Below are 23,378 nucleotides of genomic sequence, written 5' to 3'. Positions count from 1 at the left end.
AGAAAATTCTGAAATTATATTTTATGAAGGATTTTAATGTTTTATGTAGAATATTAAATGGGTTGGCTTTTTTGTGTGTGATTAGCAAAAAAATAAATCTTTTGCTGAAAGGGGAATATCTATGGGTGTAATGGAATCTATTATTAGCAAGGCCAAGTCGTGCAAAAAGCGCATAGTCCTTCCTGAAAGTAATGACGACAGGACGCTGAAAGCGGCAGAAATAGTGATGAGGGAGGGCATAGCCGATATAATCCTGCTGGGCAAAAAAGAGGAGATTTATAAAAACGCAGCAGGATTGGATATAGCGGCTGCTACAATTATAGAGCCAGAGGGCTCGGATAAATTTGACCTTTACGTCGATCAGTTGGTGGAGTTGCGAAAACACAAAGGGATGACCCCGGATAAAGCCAGGGAGCTCATGAAAAACCCGCTGTATTATGGTTCCATGATGGTCAAGCTGGGCGATGCAGATGGAATGGTGGCGGGTGCGGTGCACAGTACGCCGGATGTATGGAGGCCGGTTTTGCAGATCATAAAGACCATGCCGGGGATATCGGTGGCATCCAGCTGTTTCCTCATTGAGGTGCCCGATTGCCCATACGGTGAAAACGGAGTGTTCATCTATGCCGACTGCGGTCTGAATCCTAACCCTACGGCGGAGGAGCTGGCGGCTATTGCTGTATCTGCAGCCAGGACCGCTAAAGTGCTGGTGGGTATGGAACCACGAGTAGCCATGCTGTCTTTTTCAACAAAGGGGAGCGCAGAGCATGAATCGGTTGACAAGGTAAGAGAGGCCACACGGATAGCCAAAGAGATGATGCCTGACCTGCTCATAGACGGCGAGCTGCAGGTTGATGCTGCTCTGGATATGGAAGTGGCCAAGAAGAAATGTCCTGGCAGTCCGGTAGGGGGTAGGGCAAATGTATTGATATTCCCTGACCTTAACGCCGGCAATATTGCGTACAAGCTCACTCAGAGGCTGGCCAAGGCCATGGCGTTGGGACCGCTGAGCCAGGGGCTGGCAAAGCCGGTAAACGACCTGTCAAGGGGCTGTAGCGCCGAGGACATCGTCAACGTGGTGGCCATTACGGCTGTTGAGGCCCAACAACAGTGAAGGGGAGGGACACGGGATGAAGGTGTTGGTCATCAATGCCGGTAGTTCATCGCTGAAGTATCAGCTTATCGATATGACTGATGAAACGGTTTTGGCCAAAGGCAATGCCGAACGAATAGGAATAGACAACTCTGTGCTGTCACATACACCGGCTGGGAAGGAAAAGGTTGAGATAAGGACCGACATCAAGGACCACGTGCAGGCCGTGAGAATGGTCATAGATGCGCTGGTGCACCCCGAATACGGGGTGATCAAAGACATGTCCGAGATTTCGGCGGTAGGGCACAGGGTTGTTCATGGCGGCGAGAAGTTTTCGGGTTCGGTGGTAATAGACGATGATGTAATGGAGGCTATAAGAGCAAACAGCGAGCTGGCGCCCCTTCACAATCCTGCCAATATAACCGGCATAGAGGCATGCAAAAGTGTTATGCCCAATACACCCATGGTGGCCGTTTTTGATACGGCATTCCATCAGACCATGCCCAGGGAATCCTACATATATGCCATTCCATACAGCGCTTATGAAAAATACGGCATAAGGCGCTATGGATTCCACGGTACTTCGCACAAGTACGTATCGCTAAAGGCTGCCAGGTTCATGGGTAGGCCGATAGAAGAGCTGAAAATAGTCACGTGCCATCTAGGCAACGGGTCCAGCATCACTGCTGTTAAAAACGGCAAGTCGGTGGACACCAGCATGGGATTTACCCCTCTGGAAGGGCTGCCCATGGGTACCCGCTGCGGCACCATTGACCCGGCTATCATCATGTTTTTGATGGAAAAGGAAAATATGACTTACCAGCAGATCAACCATTACTTGAACAAGGAATCGGGGGTACTAGGCATATCGGGCGTGAGCAGCGATTTCAGAGACTTGGAAGCGGCTGCTCGAGAGGGGAATGAGCGGGCACAGCTGGCCTTGGACATATTTGCCTATTCCATCAAGAAGTACATTGGTGCATACGCCGCGGCTATGGGTGGGTTGGATTGCGTAGTCTTTACTGCAGGCATAGGCGAAAACAATCCTTACATCCGCCAGAAAGCCTGTGAAGGTTTGGAGTTTCTTGGCATAAAGATTGATGAGGAAAAGAATCAACGTATGGTTGGTAGAATGGGGCGAGAAGGCGAAATATCCACTGCCGACTCGACAGTGAAGGTTTTGGTGATTCCAACAAATGAAGAGCTGATGATAGCAAGGGAGACTGTAGAATTGGTTGGTTGATGCGGGATTTCATGGGTGCACAGCAAAGCTAGGAAGGCCATCGTTTATTTTAGAGCAGTTGAGTATCGCAATTGGTATTGTAATTAATTGCATAAATGGATATCAAGGGAATATCCTTGATATCCATTTATTTTTGGTTTGATTTGAAAAATATTGGTAGAATAGTTTACAAGAATTCTGCAGAAAGCCTCGTCCTTGTAGGGCGGGGATGAATGCAAGGGTTGAAACTGAGAACCAAGTATGATATAATTAAACCAAATCTTGGAATTAAGAAGGTTGGTTTAGAATGAATACCTACAAATCCACACGACATGCTAAATTCCTAATCAACTACCACTTTGTTTGGATACCAAAGTACAGAAAAGACTTTTTAAAAGACCCTGAGGTAAAAAATACAGTTGAAGAAACAATCAGGGAACTATCCAAGACATACAAGTTTGATATTTTAGCACTTGAAATAATGCCTGATCATATTCATCTATTTATTTCTGCACTTCCAAGGTATTCTCCAAGCGAACTTATTAATGTTATAAAGGGCGCTACTGGCAGGAAGATAGGACAAAAGTTTCCCCAGTACAAACAAAGAGATTCTGTCTGGACAAGAGCGTACTTTGTGGCAACTGCAGGTAATGTATCTGCCGAAACCATCAAGAAGTATATAGAGAGCCAATGGAAGAAGGTAGAAAAGGATGGATAGGACATATATTTTGTCAGTTCCAGAAGAATATCAAGATTTAGCGAGAGAAATTTCAATGGTATCTGGTAAAATCTACTCTAAAGCAGTAAATTTTTTTAAAAGAATACAAACAAAAGGGATACATGTTTCGAGAAAGACATTTGACCGGTATATGGAATGGTGGCTGCATCAAAAGAGTTTTAAACTTCACAGTCAAAGCAAACAGGCAGCATACCAGCAGTTTTGGACTGCATATCAGGCATACCTGAAAAAATTACAAAAGGCAAAGGAGAAAGGCCAAGATACATCCAAGATAAGGCCACCATTCAGGAACAAGAAGTATAATAAAGTGGTTTTTAAGAAAAGCGCAATTCATTTTAAAGATGGAGACTTGATTTTGTCAAATGGGAAGGAACAAGCACCAATGGTTATAAAAGGGTGTTGTTTAAAAGGTGCTCCCAAGTATGCAGAGCTGATTTTCCATCAAGACAAGAAGAAATATTATCTTCACATTGTGGTTGAAGTAGAAGAAGGAAAAATTGAGAATACCGCAGGAGTCATGGCAATAGATCTTGGAGTAATACATCCGATGGTTTGTTTTGATGGCAGAAAAGTTTTAATCTATAATGGTGGTATTCTGAACTCAAAGATAAGATACCGCAATAAAAAACTTGCAGAATTTCAGCAAAAACTATCTAAGTGTCAGAAAGATTCAAAAAAATTCAAAGAGCTTTTGAGAGCAAAGAGGGAAGTATTGAAAAGAGTTAACAATCAAATTAGAGATGTGTTGGAAAAATACACATCTTATTTGGTAGGGTATTGTATTAAAAATGGTATAGGGACAATTGTATTAGGTGATTTGAAGGGTATAAGGAATGGGGCAAGACATGGGAAAGTACCAAATCAAAAAATCCATCAATGGATGTTTAGAAGAGTAGCAAGAAGGATAGAAGAGAAAGCCGAGTTTGTGGGGATAGAAGTCAAATTTATAAAAGAAAATGGGACATCACAGAGTTGTCCTGTGTGTGGTAGCAAAAACAAGCCAGAAAACAGGAACTATGAATGCAAAAGCTGTGGTTTTAGATATCACAGGGATGGAGTGGGAGCGATAAACATATACAGAAAGTATACAGGCTCTTTAAGCCTGGTAGTAGGGCTATTGGCTTGCCCCACAGGTGTGAGGTACACACCACACCTGTGTTGCCCTATTGAGTGGAATATCCACCCAGTAGGGAAGACGGCCTGAAATTCGGAGCTGTCAAGAATCCTCGCCCCTTCCAGGGCGGGGAGAAGTCAAAATCTGACTATGGAGTAGATATGTAAAAAGAGGGTGAATTTTATGGAACATTTGCTATCTGTAAAGGGCCTTAGGAAATATTACAGCAAAGTAAAAGCGGTGGATGGAATCTCGTTTGAGCTGTATCCAGGAGAAGTAGTGGGATTGATAGGGCCTAATGGTGCCGGGAAAAGTACCACGCTTAAAACCATAATGGGCCTTTTAAGAAAAACTGAAGGTGAGATAAGGGTATGCGGTTATGACCACAGAGATGTACAGGCTCGCATGAGAATTGCGTATATTCCGGAAACACCCGATATTTATCCAATCCTTACGGTATGGGAACATATGAAGTTTATTGCATTGGCCTATAATCTACATAATTGGGAAAGTGAAGCGCTAAAATACATGGAAGCATACGACCTTCTGGACAAAAAAGATGAATTGGGAGCAAGTTTGTCAAAGGGTATGCAGCAAAAATTGATGGTGATCTGTAGCCTTTTGCACCATCCCGAGTTGATGTTGTTTGATGAACCATTTATAGGCCTTGATCCCAAGGCCATGAGGGAATTGAAAGATACTATACGGCGGCTTAGGGACGAGGGCAAGGCTGTTCTTTTGAGTACGCACATGCTGGATTCGGTGCAGAATCTAGCCGATAGAGTGCTTATTTTAAAGGCGGGGAAATTGATTTATCAAGGTACCATTGGTGAGATTATGGAAAAGGCTGGTCCGGGGGGAACGTTGGAAGACCTGTTTTTGGAGGTAACAAAATGAGGGAGATAAGAGCTTTATTCTGGCTGGATGTTTTAAGGGCGAAGAATTTTATAAAGGGTATAATTAAAAAGCCCAGCAGGATATTTTTATATCTTTCACAGTTTATATGGTATATATTCTGGCTTATTCCTGTTTTACTAACAAGAGGCAAAACGGCGGGAGAAGTAGTATATCCAACAAAAACCATATATCTACTTGTTTGTATAATGGTGTTTTTACTGTTGGGGCTTGTCATATCTTTATACAGCTCTATAAAGCATCCGAGCATTATTCTGGGAGAGGGTGATGTTGCCTTCCTACTGTCTTCTCCCATAGGCGAGAGAAAGATATTTTTGTGGCATATGTTGAGGGTTGCATTCAAAAATATCGGTTATGCTGTGCTTTTGGTGATATATCTACCATACCTGAGCATAGTGTTAGGAATAGAAAGCTACGCAAAAAATTTGGTTTTTGCATACATAGGCATCTTTACCTTCTCATTGAGCTTGGTTCCTCTGGAATTCTTAATTTATTCAATAACAATGAAATTTGGCGCAGAAAAATTTATCAGGCGATGTTTGGGCATACTGTTGGTCTTAACCGTGGGATTAGCGGTATACCATGTTTATAAACAGCAAAGCCTGCGCGGGTTAATCGATTTTCTTATGCTGGATGGTTGGAATTACCTTCCGGTTATTGGGCCTTCTAGACATCTTATATTTTTATATTTTTCACCTGATACAGCAAACAATATCCCTTTTATTATGTATCAAATGGCCAACATAGTATTCATGGTTGCAGCAGGTTTGTATTTTGCGACCGACTATTATGAAGAGGTTGTAGGTTACAATGAAATATTGAAGCGTATAAGGGAGAAGGCAAAGAAGGGAAATTATTATGAAGCAGAAAAAAGCTCGGCAAAGAAAAAAAAGAAGGTAAGAAGGGTAGAGGTAAAACTTGAACTCAAAGGGCCCTGGGCTTTTTTATGGGCTAAACTGGTGGAGGCCAGAAGGAGTGCAGGGTCTCTGATATTTAACTACTATAACCTTGTAATAATCGTGATTTCGATTATAGCAGGATATTTTCTTCCAAAAAATGATAAGGATTTGATATTTGTTGGTGCCTTCATGTATGCCTACGGGGTCTGGCTGGGGACGAGTACAATTTCGGCTGTGGTTTCGGAGCTTAAAAGGATGTACATATATATAATACCGGGTGATGGAATTAAAAAATTGGTAGCAGTCAGTACGGTGACTATATTAAAAACATTTATAGGAGCTGTTGCAATGATTGTACCTCTTTCAATTTTTATAAAACCGGGCATGTTAAACATCATTGCTTCAATTCTGTTTATAATGGGCGTTGCAACTCTGCAGAATTATTCTTCTTTATTGTTACAACTTGTTTTGCCTTCTAAAACAGACCTTATATCAATTATGCCTGTGGTGAAGTGGCTAGGGTTTATTGTGATACTTCTACCAGCAGGAGCGGTGGCGGTACCTCTAGGAATGGCAACAGATAGCATGGGGATAGGGGTTTTGGCGGCAGCAGTTATGATGTTTCTGGAATCAGCTGCATTTTTAGCCTTTGCTAATTTAGCGTTTGACCGGCTAGAATTGAGAGATAACTAGACGTATTTATGGTGACTGAAAGGAGGTTAGAATATGGCGTTGAGACCTGATAAATTTCTGGAACGGTTGTACAGCTCTATCAGGCCCAAATACAGCTTTAATGCTAAAACCATATCTGAGTGGGAGATATGGCGTAATAATTTAAAGAAGGTGTTTGTGGAATGCCTGGGCGAATTTCCGGAGGAAAAAGTGGACTTAAATCCTCGAATTGTGGAACAAAAAGAGCTTGATGGCTATATAAGACAGCGGGTGGCATTTACCACTATGGAAGATTTAGAGATGTTGGCGTATGTATTGATCCCCAAAAATGTAGCCGGAAGGCTGCCGGCTGTTGTAGCATGCCATGGCCATGGGTACGGAAGTAAGGATGTGGTGGGGCTCAATTTCGATGGCAGTGAAAAGACCGGCGATGCTGGATATCAAAAGAATTTTGCTGTGGAGCTGGTAAAGAGGGGATTTTTAGTCATAGCGCCCGAACTGCTTGGGTTTGGTGACAGGACGCTTGAGGAGGACGCGCGTAAAGCGCATAAGGGTGAAAGTTCTTGCTACAAGATATCGACCAATTTGTTGATGATGGGTAAGACAATGGCTGGGATACGAGTGTATGAGGTCATGCGTACCATAGACTACCTCTTAACCCGCAGCGAAATCGATACTGACAGAGTGGGCTGCATGGGCATCTCGGGGGGAGGATTGGTGTGCGCCTTCACAAGCGCCATAGATGAGAGGATCAAGGTTGCGGTCATCAGCGGCTATGCAAATACATTTAAGGACAGCGTAATGTCCATATACCATTGTATAGACAATTTTATACCCGGAATAATCCAATATGCCGAAATGCCCGATATAATTGGTCTCATCGCTCCAAGGCCTCTGCTTATCGAGTCAGGTACTCTGGACCCTATATTTCCCATAGGAGCTGCTGAAAAGGCTTTCTCTAAATTGGAGAGAATATATGAAATTTTGGGAGCGCGGGAGAGACTGGATAAGGACTTCTTTGAAGGCCAGCATCAGATATCAGGGAGAAAAGCATATGACTGGTTTGTCAAGTGGCTGTGAGATGTTGGAGTATTTCGGAGCTTTTACTTCCTTCATATTTTGACAGGTATTTTTTCTGTGATTTTTACTTCATATGGCGATACCGAACACCGATAGGCGAGAACTTCTACGCCCGCTTGAGCGGCTTCTCTGACTTTTTGTGCAAATGCGGGGTCCATAAGGGCATTGGGGCTAAAGCCTTTTGCATATTCTATCTGAACCACAAAAAGCAAAACCGCGCGATGGCCGCTTTGTGCTGCGCATATCAACTCGTCGATGTGTTTGCGGCCCCTCTGTGTAGGGGCGTCGGGGAAGTAGCTCCAGCCGTCTAATTCTAAAGTGACCCCTTTTACTTCAACAAAGCAAATGTCCTTTCCGATAAGCTGCAGGTCAAAACGGCTGCTGTTGTAGATTATTTCTCTGTTTATGGCGCTGTAGCCTTTCAGCTCGCTGATGGTTCCGGCTGATATAGCCTCAACGGCCAGGGCATTGGGAAGCTGGGAATCTATGGACACCCAGCTTCCCTTCTTTTTTACCATCCGTAATTCATATTTGGTTTTCCGGTTGGATGAAGCGTGGTAAGAAACGGCCACCTCTGCACCAGGGTACAGTAGCTCTTTGAGCCGTCCGGTATTGGGGACGTGGCAGACCGCTTCTGCTCCTGATATATTTACGTGGGCGATAAACCTGTTGGGCCTGCATATAAAAGTGCCATAATGCATATCATAGTCCAGTTTCATATCGTGCCAGCCTTACTTTTTCTAGCTTTTCATGCAAGAGTCATGAAGAAACGGATCGCTATTTTTCTTTGGCTTGTTTTTTAGAAGGGCACAGCCCTTTAAACGAGCAGCCATTGCAACCGGCGCAGCCCGAGAGCTGCAGGACAAGGGTGTGGCATCTGGGGCATCGATGGTATTTTTCTATATCAACCAGCATCTTGCAGGTGGGACACTGTACATGCATATTTAACACCTCACAAAGTTTTTTAATTGGTTTAACTGTTGATTTGCGATTACAAATTAATTTAGCTTAATGAAAAGTATAAAAAGGCAAAGCGAATTTCGTTTTGGGTAGCACATTAGCCTTTTTACACTAACAAGATCATATTATGACCTGCGCTACTATTCCTGCCGTTAAAAATGAGATTACAAAGCTTCCCATCCATATCAGAAGGGCTTCCTTCCAGTCTCTCTCTTTGAAAATCACCATGATGGCGGCTATGCAGGGAACAAACAGGGTTATGGCTATAAGCGCCACCACCACCTGAGATGAATTCAGCAGGCCTCTTGATACCATGTCGTTCAGGCCAGCGGCGCCAAAGTCCCTTCTGATTATCCCCATGATGAAGGCGACAGCCGTTTCACGTGGAAGCTTTAAAAATCCTTCTGTGATGGGCGCAAACCCGTTGGCTATCAGGTCTAAAATTCCGGTGTACTGCAGCAGAGTGATTATGACGGCGCCAAGGAGAAAGAGTGGACCGGCCTCGGTGATGAAGACCTTGGACTTGACGTATGTCTTTTTAAGGACGTTTCCGATGCGCGGCAGGCGCAGCGGAGGAAGGTCTATCATAAGGTCGGTGGACTTTCCGGGAACAACCTTATTCAAAAGGGTACCTGTGAGCGCGAAGACTATAAATATTACTGATACATAAAGAGCGGCCATCTTAATGCCCAACGGCCCCAGCAATCCGGCTATTACTCCCAGCTGAGCGGAGCAGGGAATGGCCAGGCCCAGAAGCATGGTAGCTATGAACCTTTCACGCCTTGAACCGAGTATGCGCGTCGTGATGGTGGCCATGGTAACGCAACCGAACCCCAGTATTATGGGTATGATGGCTCGTCCGTTCAATCCAAGCAAGTTTAAGCTTCGGTCGGTAAGTACTGCTACCCTGGGAAGGTATCCAGAGTCTTCCATGATGGAAAGCACCAAGTAAAACCCTACTACAAGAGGTAGCAGAAGTCCGAATACATAGATGGGCGTCATGGTGAGAACGCCAAATTCACCAATGAGCAGCTGGGCCAAAAGGCTCTCTGTACCCAGTAAGGGTTCCAGCGTCTTCATTATGAATTCATAATAATATTTGCCCATGATCACTTCTTCGGTCCACCCAACCACCGTCTGTGCCACGAATACTCCCACGAATTCATAGACAAGCCATAGCACGACCAGCAGAATCGGGATACCTGTCAAAGGGGATAACATCCATCTTCCTAATTTCACAGAGAAAGAAGCGCCGCGGTTGGTATGGCGTACCACCTTTTTGACTATTTCATCAACTCTTGCGCGCCTTGCTTGATAGATTTGCTCCCTCATCCCCTTAATTCCGCTTATGTTGTGGCGGGCAATGATATTTTCGTCCTCCTCCAGCACCAGCAGGGCTTCAGAGTCTTCGTCGACCATATGGCGAACAGCGTGCAGATTTTCCTCAACTATAGGGAGCCTGTTGCCGGTCCTTGCGCGGCCAAGCGCCTCCTTTACTTCCTCAATGCCTTCGCCTTTTACGGCAATGGTGGGAATTACCGGTACCCCAAGCTCCCGGGATAGCTTGTCAACGTCGATCTCTATGCCGTTTTTCTTGACATCATCTATCATGTTGAGGGCCACTACCACCGGTTTGCCCATGTCTATGATCTGCTGGGTGAGAAACAGGTCACGCTCTATATGTAGAGCGTCAACCACATTGAGGATGATGTCGGCGTACAGTATGACATCCCTGGCAACCCGCTCTTCGTCGTTAAAGGAGGATACCCCATAAACGCCTGGCGTATCCATTACCACCATGTCCTTGTATCTTCCCGAGCTTATGTCTACTGTGGTTCCAGGAAAGTTGGATACATCCACGTATGACCCTGTGAGGGCGTTGAAGAACACCGATTTTCCTACGTTAGGATTTCCAACCAGTACGATCTTCTTTGCTTCTTTGTTTATATCGATTTTTTCTGTCATATTATGGCACTGCATTGCTTCACATCCCCCTTGTCTAGCAGTTGTACCTCTATCTTCTTGGCCAGTCCCCTGCCTATAGCTATCTCCTGCATACCGTTTTGGATGATTACCGGCCCGGCGGGGAATTTATACACGCAGGTGAGCCTGGCACCTTGGTATATGCCTAAACGTATGGCTTGCGCACTGACGTGTTTATCTGGGATTGATACTATTTGGAAAATTTGTCCTTTATTTACTTGATCCAGCGTCATGTTAGCTCTCCCTTCTAAACGCATAATTGGTATTTTAAAGGCATTTTTTATTTGGTTTTTAAAATTTTTTATCACAAATAACCATTGTACATGGGTGCCAGTAAATATTATGACATTGATAATCATTATCAATAAAAATTCCTACTAAAACACTTTGTTTTTCAAATCCATTTTAATGTAAATGATAATCATTGTCAATATATATTTTGTCAAAATTTTTAATTATGTGATTTTCAGCGCCATGCGTCTTGACAGTGTTAAATTTTTCTTATAATATTAAGAATTAGAAAATTAAAAATCATAAGCTAAAAGTAAAGGGGAGTAATCCATTGCCCTTAAGTTTCATCAGGGCAAAGCTTCCAATCGTCATTACGGCACTGCATTTTGAGGGAATTTGTGCAGTGCCCGGTTGGAAGGCAGACGTAAAGTCTGAGGATGAGACCTTTGTCTGGCAAATGGCTGTCAGATGGAGGTCTTTAATAATTTTAAAAGCACTTTAATTTTGCTTCGGTTTTGTCATAATCTCAAAGCATCTGTTATATCAAGTGATATTACGCATTATACGTATGTCTGCAGGTCTTATGGGCGATTGCCGGGATAAACGTACAGAGATGCATCGTTAAACGGACAGTGAAGGATACTAACATTGGCAAAAATTAAAGCAAGCGGGGTGTAAGTTTTTATGGAGAAGATGGCATGGCATGTTTTATCTAAAGAAGAGGTTGAAGAGAAGCTTTCAACTTCGTTTTTGAAAGGCCTTTCTAAAGACGAAGTGTACCGCCGCCTGGAACAGTATGGCTCTAATGAATTGGAGGAAAAAGGGCGAAAAACGATTTTTCAGATGTTCCTGGACCAGTTTAAGGATTTTATGATTGCAGTTCTGATAGTGGCGGCCATTATATCCGGTTTGCTTGGTGAGATAACCGATGCGCTCATCATACTGCTCATCGTTGTATTAAATGCTGTTCTGGGCGTGGTACAGGAGAACAAGGCTGAACAGTCTTTGGAAGCTTTGAAGAAAATGGCATCCCCCACAGCAAAGGTCATAAGGAATGGGATGCCCGACGTGATTCCGGCGTCACAGCTGGTACCAGGGGATGTGGTGGTGCTGGAGGCCGGCGACTTTGTTCCCGCCGATATCCGGCTTATAGAGACCTCTAACTTGAAGATAGAGGAGGCGGCGCTCACCGGCGAATCGGTGCCGGTTGAGAAGCACAGCGAAAGGCTGGAAAAGGAGGACGTACCCCTTGGCGACAGGGTGAATATGGCCTATTCAGGCAGTATAGTGACCTACGGCAGGGGAAAGGGCATAGTGGTAGGCACAGGCATGAACACCGAGATGGGTAAAATCGCCGAGATGATACAGACAGGCGAGGAGACCGTGACGCCCCTTCAAAAGCGTTTGGAGGTGGTGGGCAAGACCCTGGGTACAGCGGCCCTCGCCATATGCGGTGTCATATTCACTGTGGGCATACTCTACGGCAAAGAAATTTTCCAGATGTTCTTGACCTCTGTCAGCCTTGCGGTGGCTGCTATACCTGAAGGGCTACCGGCTATAGTGACGATAGTGCTGGCGGTGGGGGTACAGCGCATGGCCAGGCGCAACGCCATTATACGCAAGCTGCCGGCGGTGGAGACGCTGGGCAGTGCCACCATCATATGTTCGGATAAGACGGGGACGCTGACACAAAACCGCATGACTGTGGAACAGGTTTATTACAATGGCAAGTTTTTAAACGTCAATAAACTTGAAGGGCAAGATGGCTTAGATGACCATCTTAAACTACTGGTTACAACTGGTGTTTTGTGTAACGATACGCAGATAGTGATGGAAGGCGAAAAGAAGAAGACCATAGGGGACCCCACTGAGACGGCCTTGGTGCAGCTCGGCTTAAAAGTGGGACTGGATAAAGATATACTTGATGCCAATATGCCCAGGGTGGATGAGTTGCCCTTTGATTCGGAGAGAAAGCTTATGACCACGGTACATAAGCTGGAAAACGGTTATCGCGTATTTACCAAAGGCGCTCCTGACCGGCTCATCTTGCGGTGTAACAGGATATTGCTGGATGGGAAGGTTGTGGACATATCGGATGACCACCTGCAGCAGATTCAAAAGGCCAACGATGACATGGCCTCCCGCGCTCTGAGGGTTCTGGGTATGGCTTACAAAGACCTGGGCGATTTAAATTATACAGATAAGGAAAAGGAACTGGAAAATAGCTTGATTTTCGTTGGCCTAGTAGGGATGATTGACCCACCGCGGCCGGAAGCCAAGGAAGCCATAAAGATATGTCAGCGGGCAGGCATAAAACCCATTATGATTACGGGCGATCACAAGATAACGGCTGTGGCCATTGCGCGTCAGCTGGGAATTTTGAAAAGCGATGAGGAAGCCATCACCGGCGTTGAGCTGGATCGGCTGAGCGACGAGGAGTTTAAGGAACGCGTTAAAGACTTTTCCGTGTATGCCCGCGTCTCCCCCGAGCACAAGGTGAGAATTGTGAAGGCATGGCAGGCCTGGGGCGAGATAGTAGCCATGACGGGGGATGGGGTCAACGATGCTCCGGCTCTTAAAATCGCCGATATCGGTGCTGCCATGGGCAAGGTGGGTACTGATGTGACAAAAGAGGCTGCTGACATGGTGCTTACCGATGACAACTTTGCTACCATCGTTGCGGCGGTAGAGGAAGGAAGGATAATATTTGCCAATATTCTGAAGGCAATCCAGTATCTGCTCTCGTGTAACGTGGGTGAGATACTGGTAATATTCATTGCCACCATGCTCAATTGGGAGGAACCGCTGCTGCCCATACATATACTGTGGATTAATCTGGTGACCGATAGCTTTCCTGCTCTGGCGCTGGGGATGGAACCGGCTGAGCGGGATATCATGGACAAAAAGCCCAGAGATCCCAATGCTAGAATTTTTGGCAGGGGTATGGTACGGCGCATTGTTTATCAGGGCTTTTTGACGGGTATTTTGACCTTAACGGCTTTTACAATAGGCCTCAGAGATGGCCTAGATGTTGGGCGAACCATGGCTTTTGCAGCCCTCACCTTTGGAGAGTTGGTGCACGTGCTAAATGTGCGCTCCAACAAGTATTCGATTTTTAAGATAGGGTTTATGACAAACCGGTACGTGGTGGGAGCTATCGCTGTTTCGGGATTGCTTCAGATTTTGGTAATGGTGGTGCCTTTCCTGTCGGATGTCTTTAATGTGGTTTCACTTAACTTTAAACACTGGATGTGGGTTGCCATTCTGGCTTTGGCACGGTTGGTTGTGGTGGAGATTGTGAAGCTGCTGGGATACAATACTACAAGAGATGAGGAGTGATGGTTGTATAGCTTTGATGAAGATTATGTGTAGGGTTATGCCTTGAGGAGAAGGGTAATAATTGTATCGTTATAATACTATTTGCGATGGAGTATAAGTATTGGTTATTTGCTCCATAAGCCCAAATAAGGGTATAATACCAACAAGATGGGGTGGCAGGGATTATCCTGAGAGGAGTTTTATCTGATGGATGTCCCTGCCACACTAAGGCCTTAATTAAGCACAGGGGGTAGATGAAAGATGGGCTCATGGAGCGTACGAAAACTGGTATTGGCAGGGATTTTGGCAGCGTTGGTATTTGTGGTGACGGCATTTACCAAGATACCTTCTCCTTTTGCAAGGGCCGCTTATTATCATGCCGGTGATAGCATAATCTATTTAAGCGGTCTGATTTTGGGACCACATATGGCAGCGGTGGTAAGCGGCTTGGGTTCGTTTTTGTCTGACCTGTACCTTGGCTATCCGCTCTATATGTTTGCCACCTTCGTTATAAAAGGCATAATGGGTGGTATTGCCGGCTATTTTCTGTATGTGCCACAGGGCAGGGTGTCTTGGAGGAGAAAGTTGCTGGGGGTTGCCCTTGCTGGGCTGTGGATGGCAGTGGGGTATTATGTATTTGAGGTGTACATAGTCAGGATAGTGGATTGGCGGGCCAACATCCCCAACTTCTTTGCCAACATAGGCCAGGCTTTGGTGGGAGCAGTGATATTTTTGCCTCTGTCCAAACCTTTGGAGAGGCTCAAGGATGTTCTATAAGTCCTCTTTTCAAAAAAGGGAATAACCTGCATTTTGGTAGAAGAGAAGGCATTTCCAGAGGTACGTTATAAATTAAGAGGATAAAAGGTGTAAAGCACTTACCCTTTAGTATTGACGCATGGTGAAATACCAGTACCAGGTGTCGGGTATTCTAATGGCCGTTGGGAATCCTTTTATATCAACACCTATGTAACCATATCCATGAACAACGACATCTGTGCCCAAGCCGCCATATACGATATTTGCAGAAGCCCCAGTCTGAACCCAGCCGTTGTCAATGAATACGCCAACTATGTCGGATGTAATCCTGTCGATGGATACAAAGATACGGTAACCATATGAGTTATAATCCCAGTGATATTCGATGGTGCACATCTTCCAAACAGTCAAAGGGGCGCCTAATCCGTATAGATAAAGAGGGTGCCCATTTTTGTTTGATTCTGAACGCCCGTATATGAATAGGGCACAATATCGTAGGCACTGTTGGAAGGCATTGTAACTTTGGAAACTCCATTGGGGGATACTTCAACCCTAACCCTTTTGTCAGCTGATCTCTTAAAGGATTCTAGCAGTAGATCTAGTTCTTGTACAGAGTTTAATTTAAAAAATTGATCCGCATCCACAACCCCTTCTACATCTTATTTTTATAAATCCTTTGCTCAGCACCTGCATGATATTTTTCCTTTCATTTCATTTCTTTTGTAAGGTCGGCTTGAGTTCGTTCAGTACCTTTATGACTGTAATGTTAAGACGAAATTATAAGTTCAGCCATTCTTTTTATCGTTTTTACTGCAAGAAAACTTCATCTTCTACAAGATGGAGATGAATTACTAAAAATATGATATAAATATTTTCTAGGTGATGGCTAATGTATAAAACTCAGAAAAATCATATAAGGTGTGATAAGCAAACATATGAGCTGTTGAGGGTGCTGTTCCATCTTCCCCAAAATCTGTATAACTAAAGAAAGTAGCTGGCGAGTCTGCGGTTGAGCAAATAGTCAGTAGTGGGTGTGTGGACCACCCTATGAGAATAAGGGTGGCTTAATGCTACCAGACTTCTCACGAAGCCACCACCTTTATAGGTGGTTGGTAGTTCATATTAATGGTAACATTATATTGAGTCATTCTTCATTCATACGGCTGTTTTTTTCCATATCTCTGGTGCTATTTGCATTTGATGCTGAGGAGGAATCTAAAATGGGGGTGAACGCATGTTGAATTTTATAAAAGATGTGTTTAGGAAAAAGAACAGGTTTAGTGATGAAGATTACAAGAGACATTACGAGTTAAAACTTAAATCGTTAGAGAACATTTTGGGAAAGATGCATGAGTTTGTAGGGCATTCAGTCATACCTTTTCAAGCAGGTGGAGCAGTGGATATGTACTATTTCCCTAATGCAATAGATGGGACTGCTTTTGTGACTATGAAATTGATAGAACCGGATGGGTACTTATGAGTTGATCGCTTTTACTAGACACAAAATTGATGAAGGTTTCAATCAAGATTCGAAATTTTATAAAATCGAATGAGTAAGGAGAAGGGTTTTATGCCTAAAAGGTTATTATTGGGCATAGACCTTGGCACATCGGGATGCAAGATAGCGGTTATGGAGCTGATGTGTGCATAAATACGGGAGATGAAAATTTTAAGGAAGCAATCAGTGATTTTACTGATGGACGGGGCTTTGAAATTGTGGTGGAAGCCGCCGGCGTTGAATTTACAGAAAAGCTTTGCCTTGAGATTGCGGCCAATAAAGGTACCGTGATGTTCATAGGCACGCCGTCGAAGCCAATTACACTTCAACCCAGGGAATTTGAATACATCAATCGCAAGGAGCTAACAGTGAGAAGGTCGTGGATGTAGTACTCTGCACCTTTCTCAGGGAGGGAATGGGAGCTAAGGTGGTTTATCATGCGGCGTATTCAGGCTTAAAGCCATGACGGCAACAGCAGGCGGTAAGTGGCTCAACGTGGCAAGAGTTGCCAAAATTTTGGGAGAGCAGGTGGTGGCCACCGGTTTGATTGGTGGTGCCACCGGCCAGTTTATTCACAATCAGGTTCAAGACAGCGGAATCATAAGCAAGTTTGTACCAATAGAAGGGGAAACCAGGATATGCATAAATATTATGGATGAGAAAAACGTCACCTCCACCGAGGTTTTGGAGCCGGGGCCGACGGTAAAGGTCCTAATTCCTGGCAATATATGGTTTAGGACCTTATATTTTTAGTCTTAAATCAATTTTAATAAATTTGTTGTTATTTATTTATTTTTTCGGTTTCAATTGATGATATAATCTATGAAGGGAGAAATAGGTAGTATGCCTGACCGTATCGAATGGGCGATTGAGAAATGTACTGCGGGAAACAGATTTTGGGTGGAGGGAATGGTGTGAAAAGAGCAACGATAGTAGTGTTAGCCTTTTTAGCGCTGTTGATGCAGCTAGGTTCGGTCAACGTTAGCATAGCATATGCCAATGACGACGATGGCATTATAATGCAAGTTCAAATGGGCTTTAAAGGGCGTTTCAGGCTTGGGAACTGGACTCCTATTACGGTGGATATCAAGAATAAGGGTGATGATGTACAGGGAGACCTCGAGATAGAGGTCCAGCAGCCAAATCGTATCACGTCGGCCGTGTTTTCGACGCCGGTGGTTATTCCCCATGGTACGCGAAAGCGCTTTAAACTCTATGTCCAAATAAATACTCTGCAGAGGAATTTTGAGGTGAAGCTAACTCAAGGGGGTACTGTAATAGATAGCGTTGAGATCGACGATGTGGCGCCGGTGACGCGGGACAGCTATATGTTAGGCCTTGTGACGGACGACAGGGAGGCGCTTAGCTACTGGAAGGCCTCGCTGGGCAGTGACCGCATCTTTTATCAGTATGAGGCGGTATATCTTGGTATGGAGGATTTTCCGAACAGAAAAGAGGTCCTTGATAATTTTATGATACTCATACTGAACAATGCCGATACAACCAGGTTTTCGAAACTGCAGGTAGAGGCCTTGCGGAAGTGGGTGGAGGCCGGCGGCATTCTCATTGTGGGTACCGGCCCCAACGGACACAAGACGCTGTCTGCTTTGCAGGATGGTATTCTTTCGGCCAGCATGTCGGGGACAGAAGAGGTGGCTAGAATTCCTATTCTAGAAGCTGTCGGTGAAAGCACGATACAGGGCGATGTGCCTTTTGAGGTAATGAACCTAGCCATCGATGGTGCAGAGCCTATACTTGAGCATGAGGGGAAGGGAATCGTATGGAAGGTAAATCGCGGTGCAGGGTACATCTTTGTGTCGGCCTTCGACTTGGGGCTGGAGCCATTTGTAAGCTGGACCGGCAATAAGATGCTGTGGGAAAATATCTTGAACGCTCATATCAGCGCCGATAAGGTGAACATTCTGAAAAACATTGAAGTGCGCAGAGCCTATGGCGTGAGGGTTGGGACAGCAAGAAATGAGCTAATTCATGAAGCCCTCGGAATAGGCATGAAGGCTATGGACCTTCCCCCTTTTTCAAAGCTGCTTTTAATACTTGCTGCATATTTAATTGTGGTGGGGCCTGTGAATTACCTGGTGCTCAAACGATTGGATAGGCGCGAATGGACGTGGTTCACAATACCCATTACAGTGATGGTGTTTTCGGCTATCATATATGGTTTGGGGTATATGGCCAAGGGGGGTGATATCATAATCCACGCCATTTCGGTGGTAAACTTGGATGGAAGCGGCAGCGCAGATGTGGAGAGCCACATTGGCTTGTTCGTGCCCAAGAAGGGGGATTACCAGGTTACGGTTGAAGGCGACTCGTTGCTGGCTTTGGGAAGCCAGGGGGTATATGATGATTACAACATGCCTTCTGCAAGCGGCCAAAATGACCGACGAAGGGGTCTAATTGAGGCGCGGGTGGTACAGGGCAGATATCCTTCAATAACCTTTTACAATACCAACGTGTGGACCATGTGGGATTTTATGATGGCTGACACGGTGGATGAATTCGGCACAATTGATGCCGAGCTGTATTTTGAAGGCAACAGGATAAAGGGAAGCATAATTAACAATATGCCTTATCCGCTGGAAAATGTTATCGCGTATACGCAGTATGGGTATCAGGTGTTAGGCAACTTGGCAGCGGGTGAGGCAAAACAGGTGGATGTGCCGGTATTTGCAAGAACGGGCCAGTGGCAATCTCAAATGCCTTATTTGTACAGCATGCTGGATCAGGTATTCCCATATCCTCATACCTTGTCAGCAGGGTACAGGAATTTAGACGATGAGATCCGCGAAAGGTATGTGCGGAGGCTGATTGTAGAGGGATTGATGATGGCCTATGATTATAGTGCAACCTTGCCGTTGAAAGGGACGCTCAACCTGCTGGGGTTCAGCGCACAGAGGATTGTTCCGGATATTGAGGTGAACGGCGCTGCACCACAAATCATGTACCATAGGAATGTTATAACCACGCAGTTTGATGTGCCTTATGAGGATGAAGGCAATGTCTATATTCCACCTGGAGTTATAATGGCTGCTTTGGACAGGGGCAAAAGCGAAGGAATAGCCTACGCAGAGGGGAATACGGTGGGTTATGTGGGTCAGGGATCCGGCGTATTTTACTTTAATATGAAGCCTTACAGCGGTTTGGAATATTCCAAAGTAGATATATATTTGAATTACCAGGGGGTTGTCCCTGAACTGTATGTGTATGACCCAGCGAGGGGTGAGTATATAGACGCTGGAGAGGGGCTTTCAATAGACAATGCGCAGGGGCTTATATCGATAGACAGCCGTGCAGTAGAGAGATACATAACTCCACACGGCAAACTAGAATTAAAAGTTAGGGTGTCTACTAACTCCAGGGGCTCTACGTCCTCGTTGAAACCCGAGATGCCGGGGACCATACAGCTGCCTACTCTATCGATAGAAGGGAGGCGGCGCTGATGCTGGTGGTTCGCGACCTCGTCAAGAAGTATGGCGATTTCCTTGCCGTTGACCACCTCAACATGGAGGTTGAACGGGGCCAGATATTTGGATTCATAGGCCCCAACGGTGCCGGCAAGACCACCACGATGAAGATCATAGCTACATTGCTGGCCCCCACCTCAGGCCGGGTAGTGGTGGACGGTATAGACGTGTTCAAAGACCCCATAAAGGCGCGGGAAAAGATAGGGTATATGCCTGACTTCTTTGGGGTGTACGACAATCTAAAAGTTAAGGAATATTTGGACTTTTACGGCAGCGCATACGGTATTGAATACCGTGAGCGGCGCAAGATAGCTGAAGACTTGCTGGAACTGGTGGATTTGAGCGATAAAAAGGATGCCTACGTTGATACTCTGTCGCGGGGGATGAAGCAGCGGCTGTGCTTGGCCCGCTGTCTGATTCATAACCCCGAGCTTCTCATACTGGATGAACCGGCATCGGGTATGGACCCTCGTGCTAGAGCTGAAATAAAGGCTATACTGAAGGAGCTCAAAAGGATGGGCAAGACGATACTGATAAGCTCCCATATTCTGCCCGAGGTGGCTGAGATATGCGACAGCGTGGGAATCATAGACAGGGGCAAGCTGGTGGTTCAGGGGAGCGTGGAGCAGATCATCCAGAGGATGACGGGCAGGACGGTGGTCAGGATAAGGGTGCTGAGAGATATGGACAGGGCTATAAGCCTACTCAAGGAACAGCCCATGGTTACTAGCGTTATTCAGGAGGACCAGGAGTTGGAGGTGGCCTGCAAGGGAAGCGACGAGGACCTGTGGCAACTCCTTCGTGCTCTTGTGAGCAGCGATGTGCCGGTGGTATCCTTCCGCAAGATGGAAGGCAATCTCGAACAGATATTTATGGAGGTGACCAGTGATGAAGAGATGGCTTTATAACCCCGTACTGGCAAGCAGCCTTAAAACCAGGATGCGCGGCTGGAGGACGGCTGCGGCAGTGACGGCCTATCTGGGGGTTATGCTGTTTATCGCTTATATATTCTTCAAAATTAGTGTTGAGAATGGGGTGATGTATTACCTGTCCTTTAGTTCGAGTCGGTCAGCGGGACTTCGGGTGTATCTGATGCTTGCGGTTCTTCAGTTTGCCCTTATTCTGCTGGTCACCCCTGCACAGACTGCTGGTGTGATAAGCAGCGAGCGCGAGATGCAAACGCTTGACCTGCTTCTGTGTACCAAGATGTCTCCTCTCTCGATAATAATTGGAAAGCTGCTGTCATCGCTGGCCTTCATACTGCTGCTCATAATCTCATCCATACCGCTCTTTAGCCTGGTGTTCCTGTTCGGGGGCATTGCGCCTGAAGATGTTGCTATGCTGTTTTTGTTTTATATCATCACGGCGTTTGCTGTTGGGAGCATAGGGATATTCTATTCTGCGCTTTTCAAGAGGACGGTGGTGTCCACAGTAGTTACCTATATTACTATTTTCTTTCTGGGAATAGTATCGGTGGTACTGGGCGCTTACATGATGTCGGTACACTATTCACAGGTGCCGAGCCCCACTGATCATTATATCCCCTTTATACTCTATATAAATCCTGCGGTGGGATTAGGTGACCTGCTAGCCAGGCAGGCCGGCGATCCGACGACCAACGTCTACTATGGGATATTGGGATTATTTTTCGGCGTGAGCAGGAGTCTGGGTTCGCCACAGGGGTGGTTTCAGAAGCTGCCTCTATGGATCGGTAACAGCGCTGTGATATCAGGTATAGCTGTACTGCTGCTCTGTGCCAGTGCCTGGGTTATAAGGCCGTACAAGAGGCTCAGGTGTAAATCTTAAGCTGTTGGGATCAGATATTTAAAATGCCGACGAGAAGAATTGCGTATTGATCATTGTGATTTGATGCATGCGTTTTAAAACAATTTCCTCCTTCTTATACTCTTAGCGTGTAAAAAATTTATTAGGATAAGGCATAGCCGGGGATATGGCAGTAGAAGGCAACCACTGAAGAAAGAAGTATCTAATGGGAATTTGTGTTTTTCTAATAGTACTTAGCATAAAATTTTAAAAATACTGGCGTAGCAGGTTTTGATCCATAAGTTTACCTAAAAAACAAACGAAATGTGGAGTATAAAAATACGGGCATAAAGACAGGCAAATTAAATTGGATGAATAAGCTATCCAGAAAAGCGATGACAGTTGTGCAGGTGAAAAGCTACAGCCATGAAAATGCGTGAAAGAAGGGGCTAATTGATGGCCAAAGCGGTTGATAAAAGATTATATGGCGCCTTAAAGCCTACAAGGAGGCGCATATTGTTGCGCCATTTCATAAAGTACGTGGTGCTTGGGGCTATTTTGGCATTGGCCCAGGTGGTGGTATGGCTGTGAGCATCGTTCTTCGTCCCCATACCCTATATGTGGCAGAAGGTTGCCGCCTGTGGCTTCGGAATCATATTGATTTCGGTTGTGGTCAGTGCCTTTTATCGCCCCTCGTTCAAAGATGTTGCCCGCGAGGCTGACAGGCTAGGCCTGCAGGAGAGGGCCATCACCGCGTATGAGCGCATGGGCCTTGACGATGCTTTTTCGGTAATTCAAAGGGAGGATACCATACGCAGGCTCAAAGAGCTTGATACCACCGCTATCTCTGTTACACCACTCAAAAAATGGATGCTAGGCTTGGTGGGCATGGCTTTATTGATCCTTGTGGGAGGCATGCTACTAAATCCACAAAACCAAATCGTAGACCGCCGAATAAGGGTGCAGAGGGAGATAGAAAATCATGTTGAGCAGCTTCAGGATAAGGTACAGGAGAATTTGACAACACAGGCTGAGCTGACTGCGGAGGAGAAGCAGGAGCTCATGGACCTTGTAAACCAGCTTGCAAGGAGGCTCAGGCAAACCAGCGACTACAAGGAAGCCATCAAGGAGGTCTCAAAGGCTGAACAGCAACTTGCCGGACTAGTGAAGAGGTTCCGGCAGTACAGGATGGGTTTGCTGGGTGAAGCTCTGGAGAGGCATTTGCTGACCAGGGACCTCGGCCAGGCAGCCAAAGCCATGGAGGTGCAAGGAATAGAGCATGCGCTTGAGAGCTTAAAGGAGCAGATTAAGCAGGGGAATATGGATGCTGAGGCAATGCAGTCGCTGGAGGCAGCGCTTAAAAGTGCAGCCGATGCCCTGCCAAATGGCAGTTTGAAGAAGCAGCTGGAGAAGGCGGCTGGGGCTGTGGCTTCAGCTATTGCCGGCCAATTAGGCGATGTAACAAGAGAGCTGGGCTCTCTACAGGAGATGCTTACCTATATGGCTCAGGAAGGCTTTGCGAACCCGGCCGATATTCAATACTTGTTACAGAATATGAAGAACAGCATAGCTAGTGCAGCCGGACAGGATATCCGCCTGGCTCAAAATGCCTATGGCGCCGATCAGGGCTTAAGTAGCCATTGATAAGGTAT

The 23,378-nt window shown here is 45.6% G+C and carries 23 protein-coding genes; 19 read left to right on the top strand and 4 right to left on the bottom strand.

Annotated features, from left to right (window positions below):
- The first annotated feature begins 121 nt into the window (after window positions 1–121).
- From pta to KVG29_RS00775, 7 genes are all read left to right on the top strand, one after another.
- Window positions 122–1,114 carry a phosphate acetyltransferase gene (pta, locus tag KVG29_RS00805; protein WP_252225733.1) on the top strand — a complete coding sequence of 331 codons (993 nt, stop codon included), beginning with the start codon at window positions 122–124 and terminating at the stop codon, window positions 1,112–1,114.
- A 16-nt stretch (window positions 1,115–1,130) separates the two neighbouring features.
- Entirely contained in the window at window positions 1,131–2,336 is a 1,206-nt protein-coding gene (locus tag KVG29_RS00800) for an acetate/propionate family kinase (protein ID WP_252225732.1), read from the top strand.
- A gap of 286 nt (window positions 2,337–2,622) precedes the next feature.
- Complete coding sequence (gene tnpA, locus KVG29_RS00795; protein WP_025746433.1) at window positions 2,623–3,033, top strand: IS200/IS605 family transposase; 411 nt, start codon at window positions 2,623–2,625, stop codon at window positions 3,031–3,033.
- Window positions 3,026–4,258, top strand: a complete 1,233-nt coding sequence (locus tag KVG29_RS00790) for an RNA-guided endonuclease InsQ/TnpB family protein (RefSeq protein WP_252225731.1) — start codon at window positions 3,026–3,028, stop codon at window positions 4,256–4,258. Before tnpA ends, KVG29_RS00790 begins: the two co-directional genes overlap by 8 nt.
- A 93-nt stretch (window positions 4,259–4,351) precedes the next feature.
- Window positions 4,352–5,065, top strand: a complete 714-nt coding sequence (locus tag KVG29_RS00785) for an ABC transporter ATP-binding protein (RefSeq protein WP_252225730.1) — start codon at window positions 4,352–4,354, stop codon at window positions 5,063–5,065.
- Window positions 5,062–6,675, top strand: a complete 1,614-nt coding sequence (locus KVG29_RS00780; RefSeq protein WP_252225729.1) for a putative ABC exporter domain-containing protein — start codon at window positions 5,062–5,064, stop codon at window positions 6,673–6,675. Before KVG29_RS00785 ends, KVG29_RS00780 begins: the two co-directional genes overlap by 4 nt.
- 33 nt (window positions 6,676–6,708) lie before the next feature.
- Entirely contained in the window at window positions 6,709–7,734 is a 1,026-nt protein-coding gene (locus tag KVG29_RS00775; RefSeq protein ID WP_252225728.1) for a dienelactone hydrolase family protein, read from the top strand.
- A 32-nt stretch (window positions 7,735–7,766) separates the two neighbouring features.
- Here KVG29_RS00775 and sfsA read toward each other — a convergent pair whose 3' ends face one another.
- Window positions 7,767–8,453: a DNA/RNA nuclease SfsA gene (gene sfsA, locus KVG29_RS00770; RefSeq protein WP_252225727.1), complete on the bottom strand. Its 687-nt coding sequence runs from the start codon at window positions 8,451–8,453 to the stop codon at window positions 7,767–7,769.
- A 73-nt stretch (window positions 8,454–8,526) separates the two neighbouring features.
- Between sfsA and KVG29_RS00765 the strand changes: the two genes are divergently transcribed.
- Entirely contained in the window at window positions 8,527–8,682 is a 156-nt protein-coding gene (locus tag KVG29_RS00765) for a hypothetical protein (protein ID WP_252225726.1), read from the top strand.
- 132 nt (window positions 8,683–8,814) lie between these two features.
- On the opposite strand, the gene feoB is transcribed toward KVG29_RS00765, so the two are convergent.
- Both feoB and KVG29_RS00755 read right to left on the bottom strand, forming a co-directional pair.
- Complete coding sequence (gene feoB, locus KVG29_RS00760) at window positions 8,815–10,674, bottom strand: ferrous iron transport protein B (protein WP_252225725.1); 1,860 nt, start codon at window positions 10,672–10,674, stop codon at window positions 8,815–8,817.
- Window positions 10,656–10,910: a FeoA family protein gene (locus KVG29_RS00755; protein ID WP_252225723.1), complete on the bottom strand. Its 255-nt coding sequence runs from the start codon at window positions 10,908–10,910 to the stop codon at window positions 10,656–10,658. Before KVG29_RS00755 ends, feoB begins: the two co-directional genes overlap by 19 nt.
- Window positions 10,911–11,239: 329 nt before the next feature.
- On the opposite strand from KVG29_RS00755, the gene KVG29_RS00750 reads away from it, so the two are divergent.
- The 3 genes from KVG29_RS00750 (at window position 11,240) to KVG29_RS00740 (ending at window position 15,003) form a co-directional block, all read left to right on the top strand.
- A complete protein-coding gene (locus tag KVG29_RS00750; protein ID WP_252225721.1) occupies window positions 11,240–11,410 on the top strand; it encodes a hypothetical protein in 171 nt (56 codons plus the stop codon).
- A 182-nt stretch (window positions 11,411–11,592) separates the two neighbouring features.
- Window positions 11,593–14,247 (top strand): calcium-transporting P-type ATPase, PMR1-type, encoded by a 2,655-nt coding sequence (locus KVG29_RS00745; RefSeq protein ID WP_420840502.1) that lies wholly within the window; start codon window positions 11,593–11,595, stop codon window positions 14,245–14,247.
- 240 nt (window positions 14,248–14,487) lie between these two features.
- Window positions 14,488–15,003: an ECF transporter S component gene (locus KVG29_RS00740; protein ID WP_252225720.1), complete on the top strand. Its 516-nt coding sequence runs from the start codon at window positions 14,488–14,490 to the stop codon at window positions 15,001–15,003.
- A 105-nt stretch (window positions 15,004–15,108) separates the two neighbouring features.
- Here KVG29_RS00740 and KVG29_RS00735 read toward each other — a convergent pair whose 3' ends face one another.
- A complete protein-coding gene (locus KVG29_RS00735; protein ID WP_252225719.1) occupies window positions 15,109–15,393 on the bottom strand; it encodes a hypothetical protein in 285 nt (94 codons plus the stop codon).
- Between the two features lie 823 nt (window positions 15,394–16,216).
- On the opposite strand from KVG29_RS00735, the gene KVG29_RS00730 reads away from it, so the two are divergent.
- The 8 genes from KVG29_RS00730 (at window position 16,217) to KVG29_RS00700 (ending at window position 23,370) form a co-directional block, all read left to right on the top strand.
- Window positions 16,217–16,462, top strand: a complete 246-nt coding sequence (locus KVG29_RS00730; protein WP_252225718.1) for a hypothetical protein — start codon at window positions 16,217–16,219, stop codon at window positions 16,460–16,462.
- 134 nt (window positions 16,463–16,596) lie between these two features.
- A complete protein-coding gene (locus tag KVG29_RS00725; RefSeq protein WP_252225716.1) occupies window positions 16,597–16,869 on the top strand; it encodes a zinc-binding dehydrogenase in 273 nt (90 codons plus the stop codon).
- A gap of 73 nt (window positions 16,870–16,942) precedes the next feature.
- Window positions 16,943–17,233: a PfkB family carbohydrate kinase gene (locus KVG29_RS00720; protein ID WP_252225715.1), complete on the top strand. Its 291-nt coding sequence runs from the start codon at window positions 16,943–16,945 to the stop codon at window positions 17,231–17,233.
- Window positions 17,234–17,394: 161 nt separating this feature from the next.
- On the top strand, window positions 17,395–19,938 hold the full coding sequence (locus KVG29_RS00715; protein ID WP_252225713.1) for a hypothetical protein: 2,544 nt from the start codon (window positions 17,395–17,397) through the stop codon (window positions 19,936–19,938).
- Window positions 19,938–20,870: an ABC transporter ATP-binding protein gene (locus KVG29_RS00710; RefSeq protein WP_252225712.1), complete on the top strand. Its 933-nt coding sequence runs from the start codon at window positions 19,938–19,940 to the stop codon at window positions 20,868–20,870. Before KVG29_RS00715 ends, KVG29_RS00710 begins: the two co-directional genes overlap by 1 nt.
- The gene (locus KVG29_RS00705) at window positions 20,851–21,768 is read left to right on the top strand and encodes an ABC transporter permease (RefSeq protein WP_252225711.1); all 918 of its coding nucleotides are present in this window, start codon (window positions 20,851–20,853) and stop codon (window positions 21,766–21,768) included. The genes KVG29_RS00710 and KVG29_RS00705 overlap by 20 nt, the downstream gene beginning before the upstream one ends.
- 414 nt (window positions 21,769–22,182) lie before the next feature.
- Window positions 22,183–22,317 (top strand): hypothetical protein, encoded by a 135-nt coding sequence (locus tag KVG29_RS12340; RefSeq protein WP_276576319.1) that lies wholly within the window; start codon window positions 22,183–22,185, stop codon window positions 22,315–22,317.
- A gap of 27 nt (window positions 22,318–22,344) precedes the next feature.
- On the top strand, window positions 22,345–23,370 hold the full coding sequence (locus tag KVG29_RS00700) for a nucleoporin Nup88 family protein (protein ID WP_252225710.1): 1,026 nt from the start codon (window positions 22,345–22,347) through the stop codon (window positions 23,368–23,370).
- Window positions 23,371–23,378 lie beyond the last annotated feature (8 nt).

The organism is Caldicoprobacter algeriensis (assembly GCF_023838525.1).
Classification (GTDB): domain Bacteria; phylum Bacillota; class Clostridia; order Caldicoprobacterales; family Caldicoprobacteraceae; genus Caldicoprobacter; species Caldicoprobacter algeriensis.
Note: the sequence above shows the minus strand (reverse complement) of the source record. Positions and strands in the feature narration are given on the sequence as shown.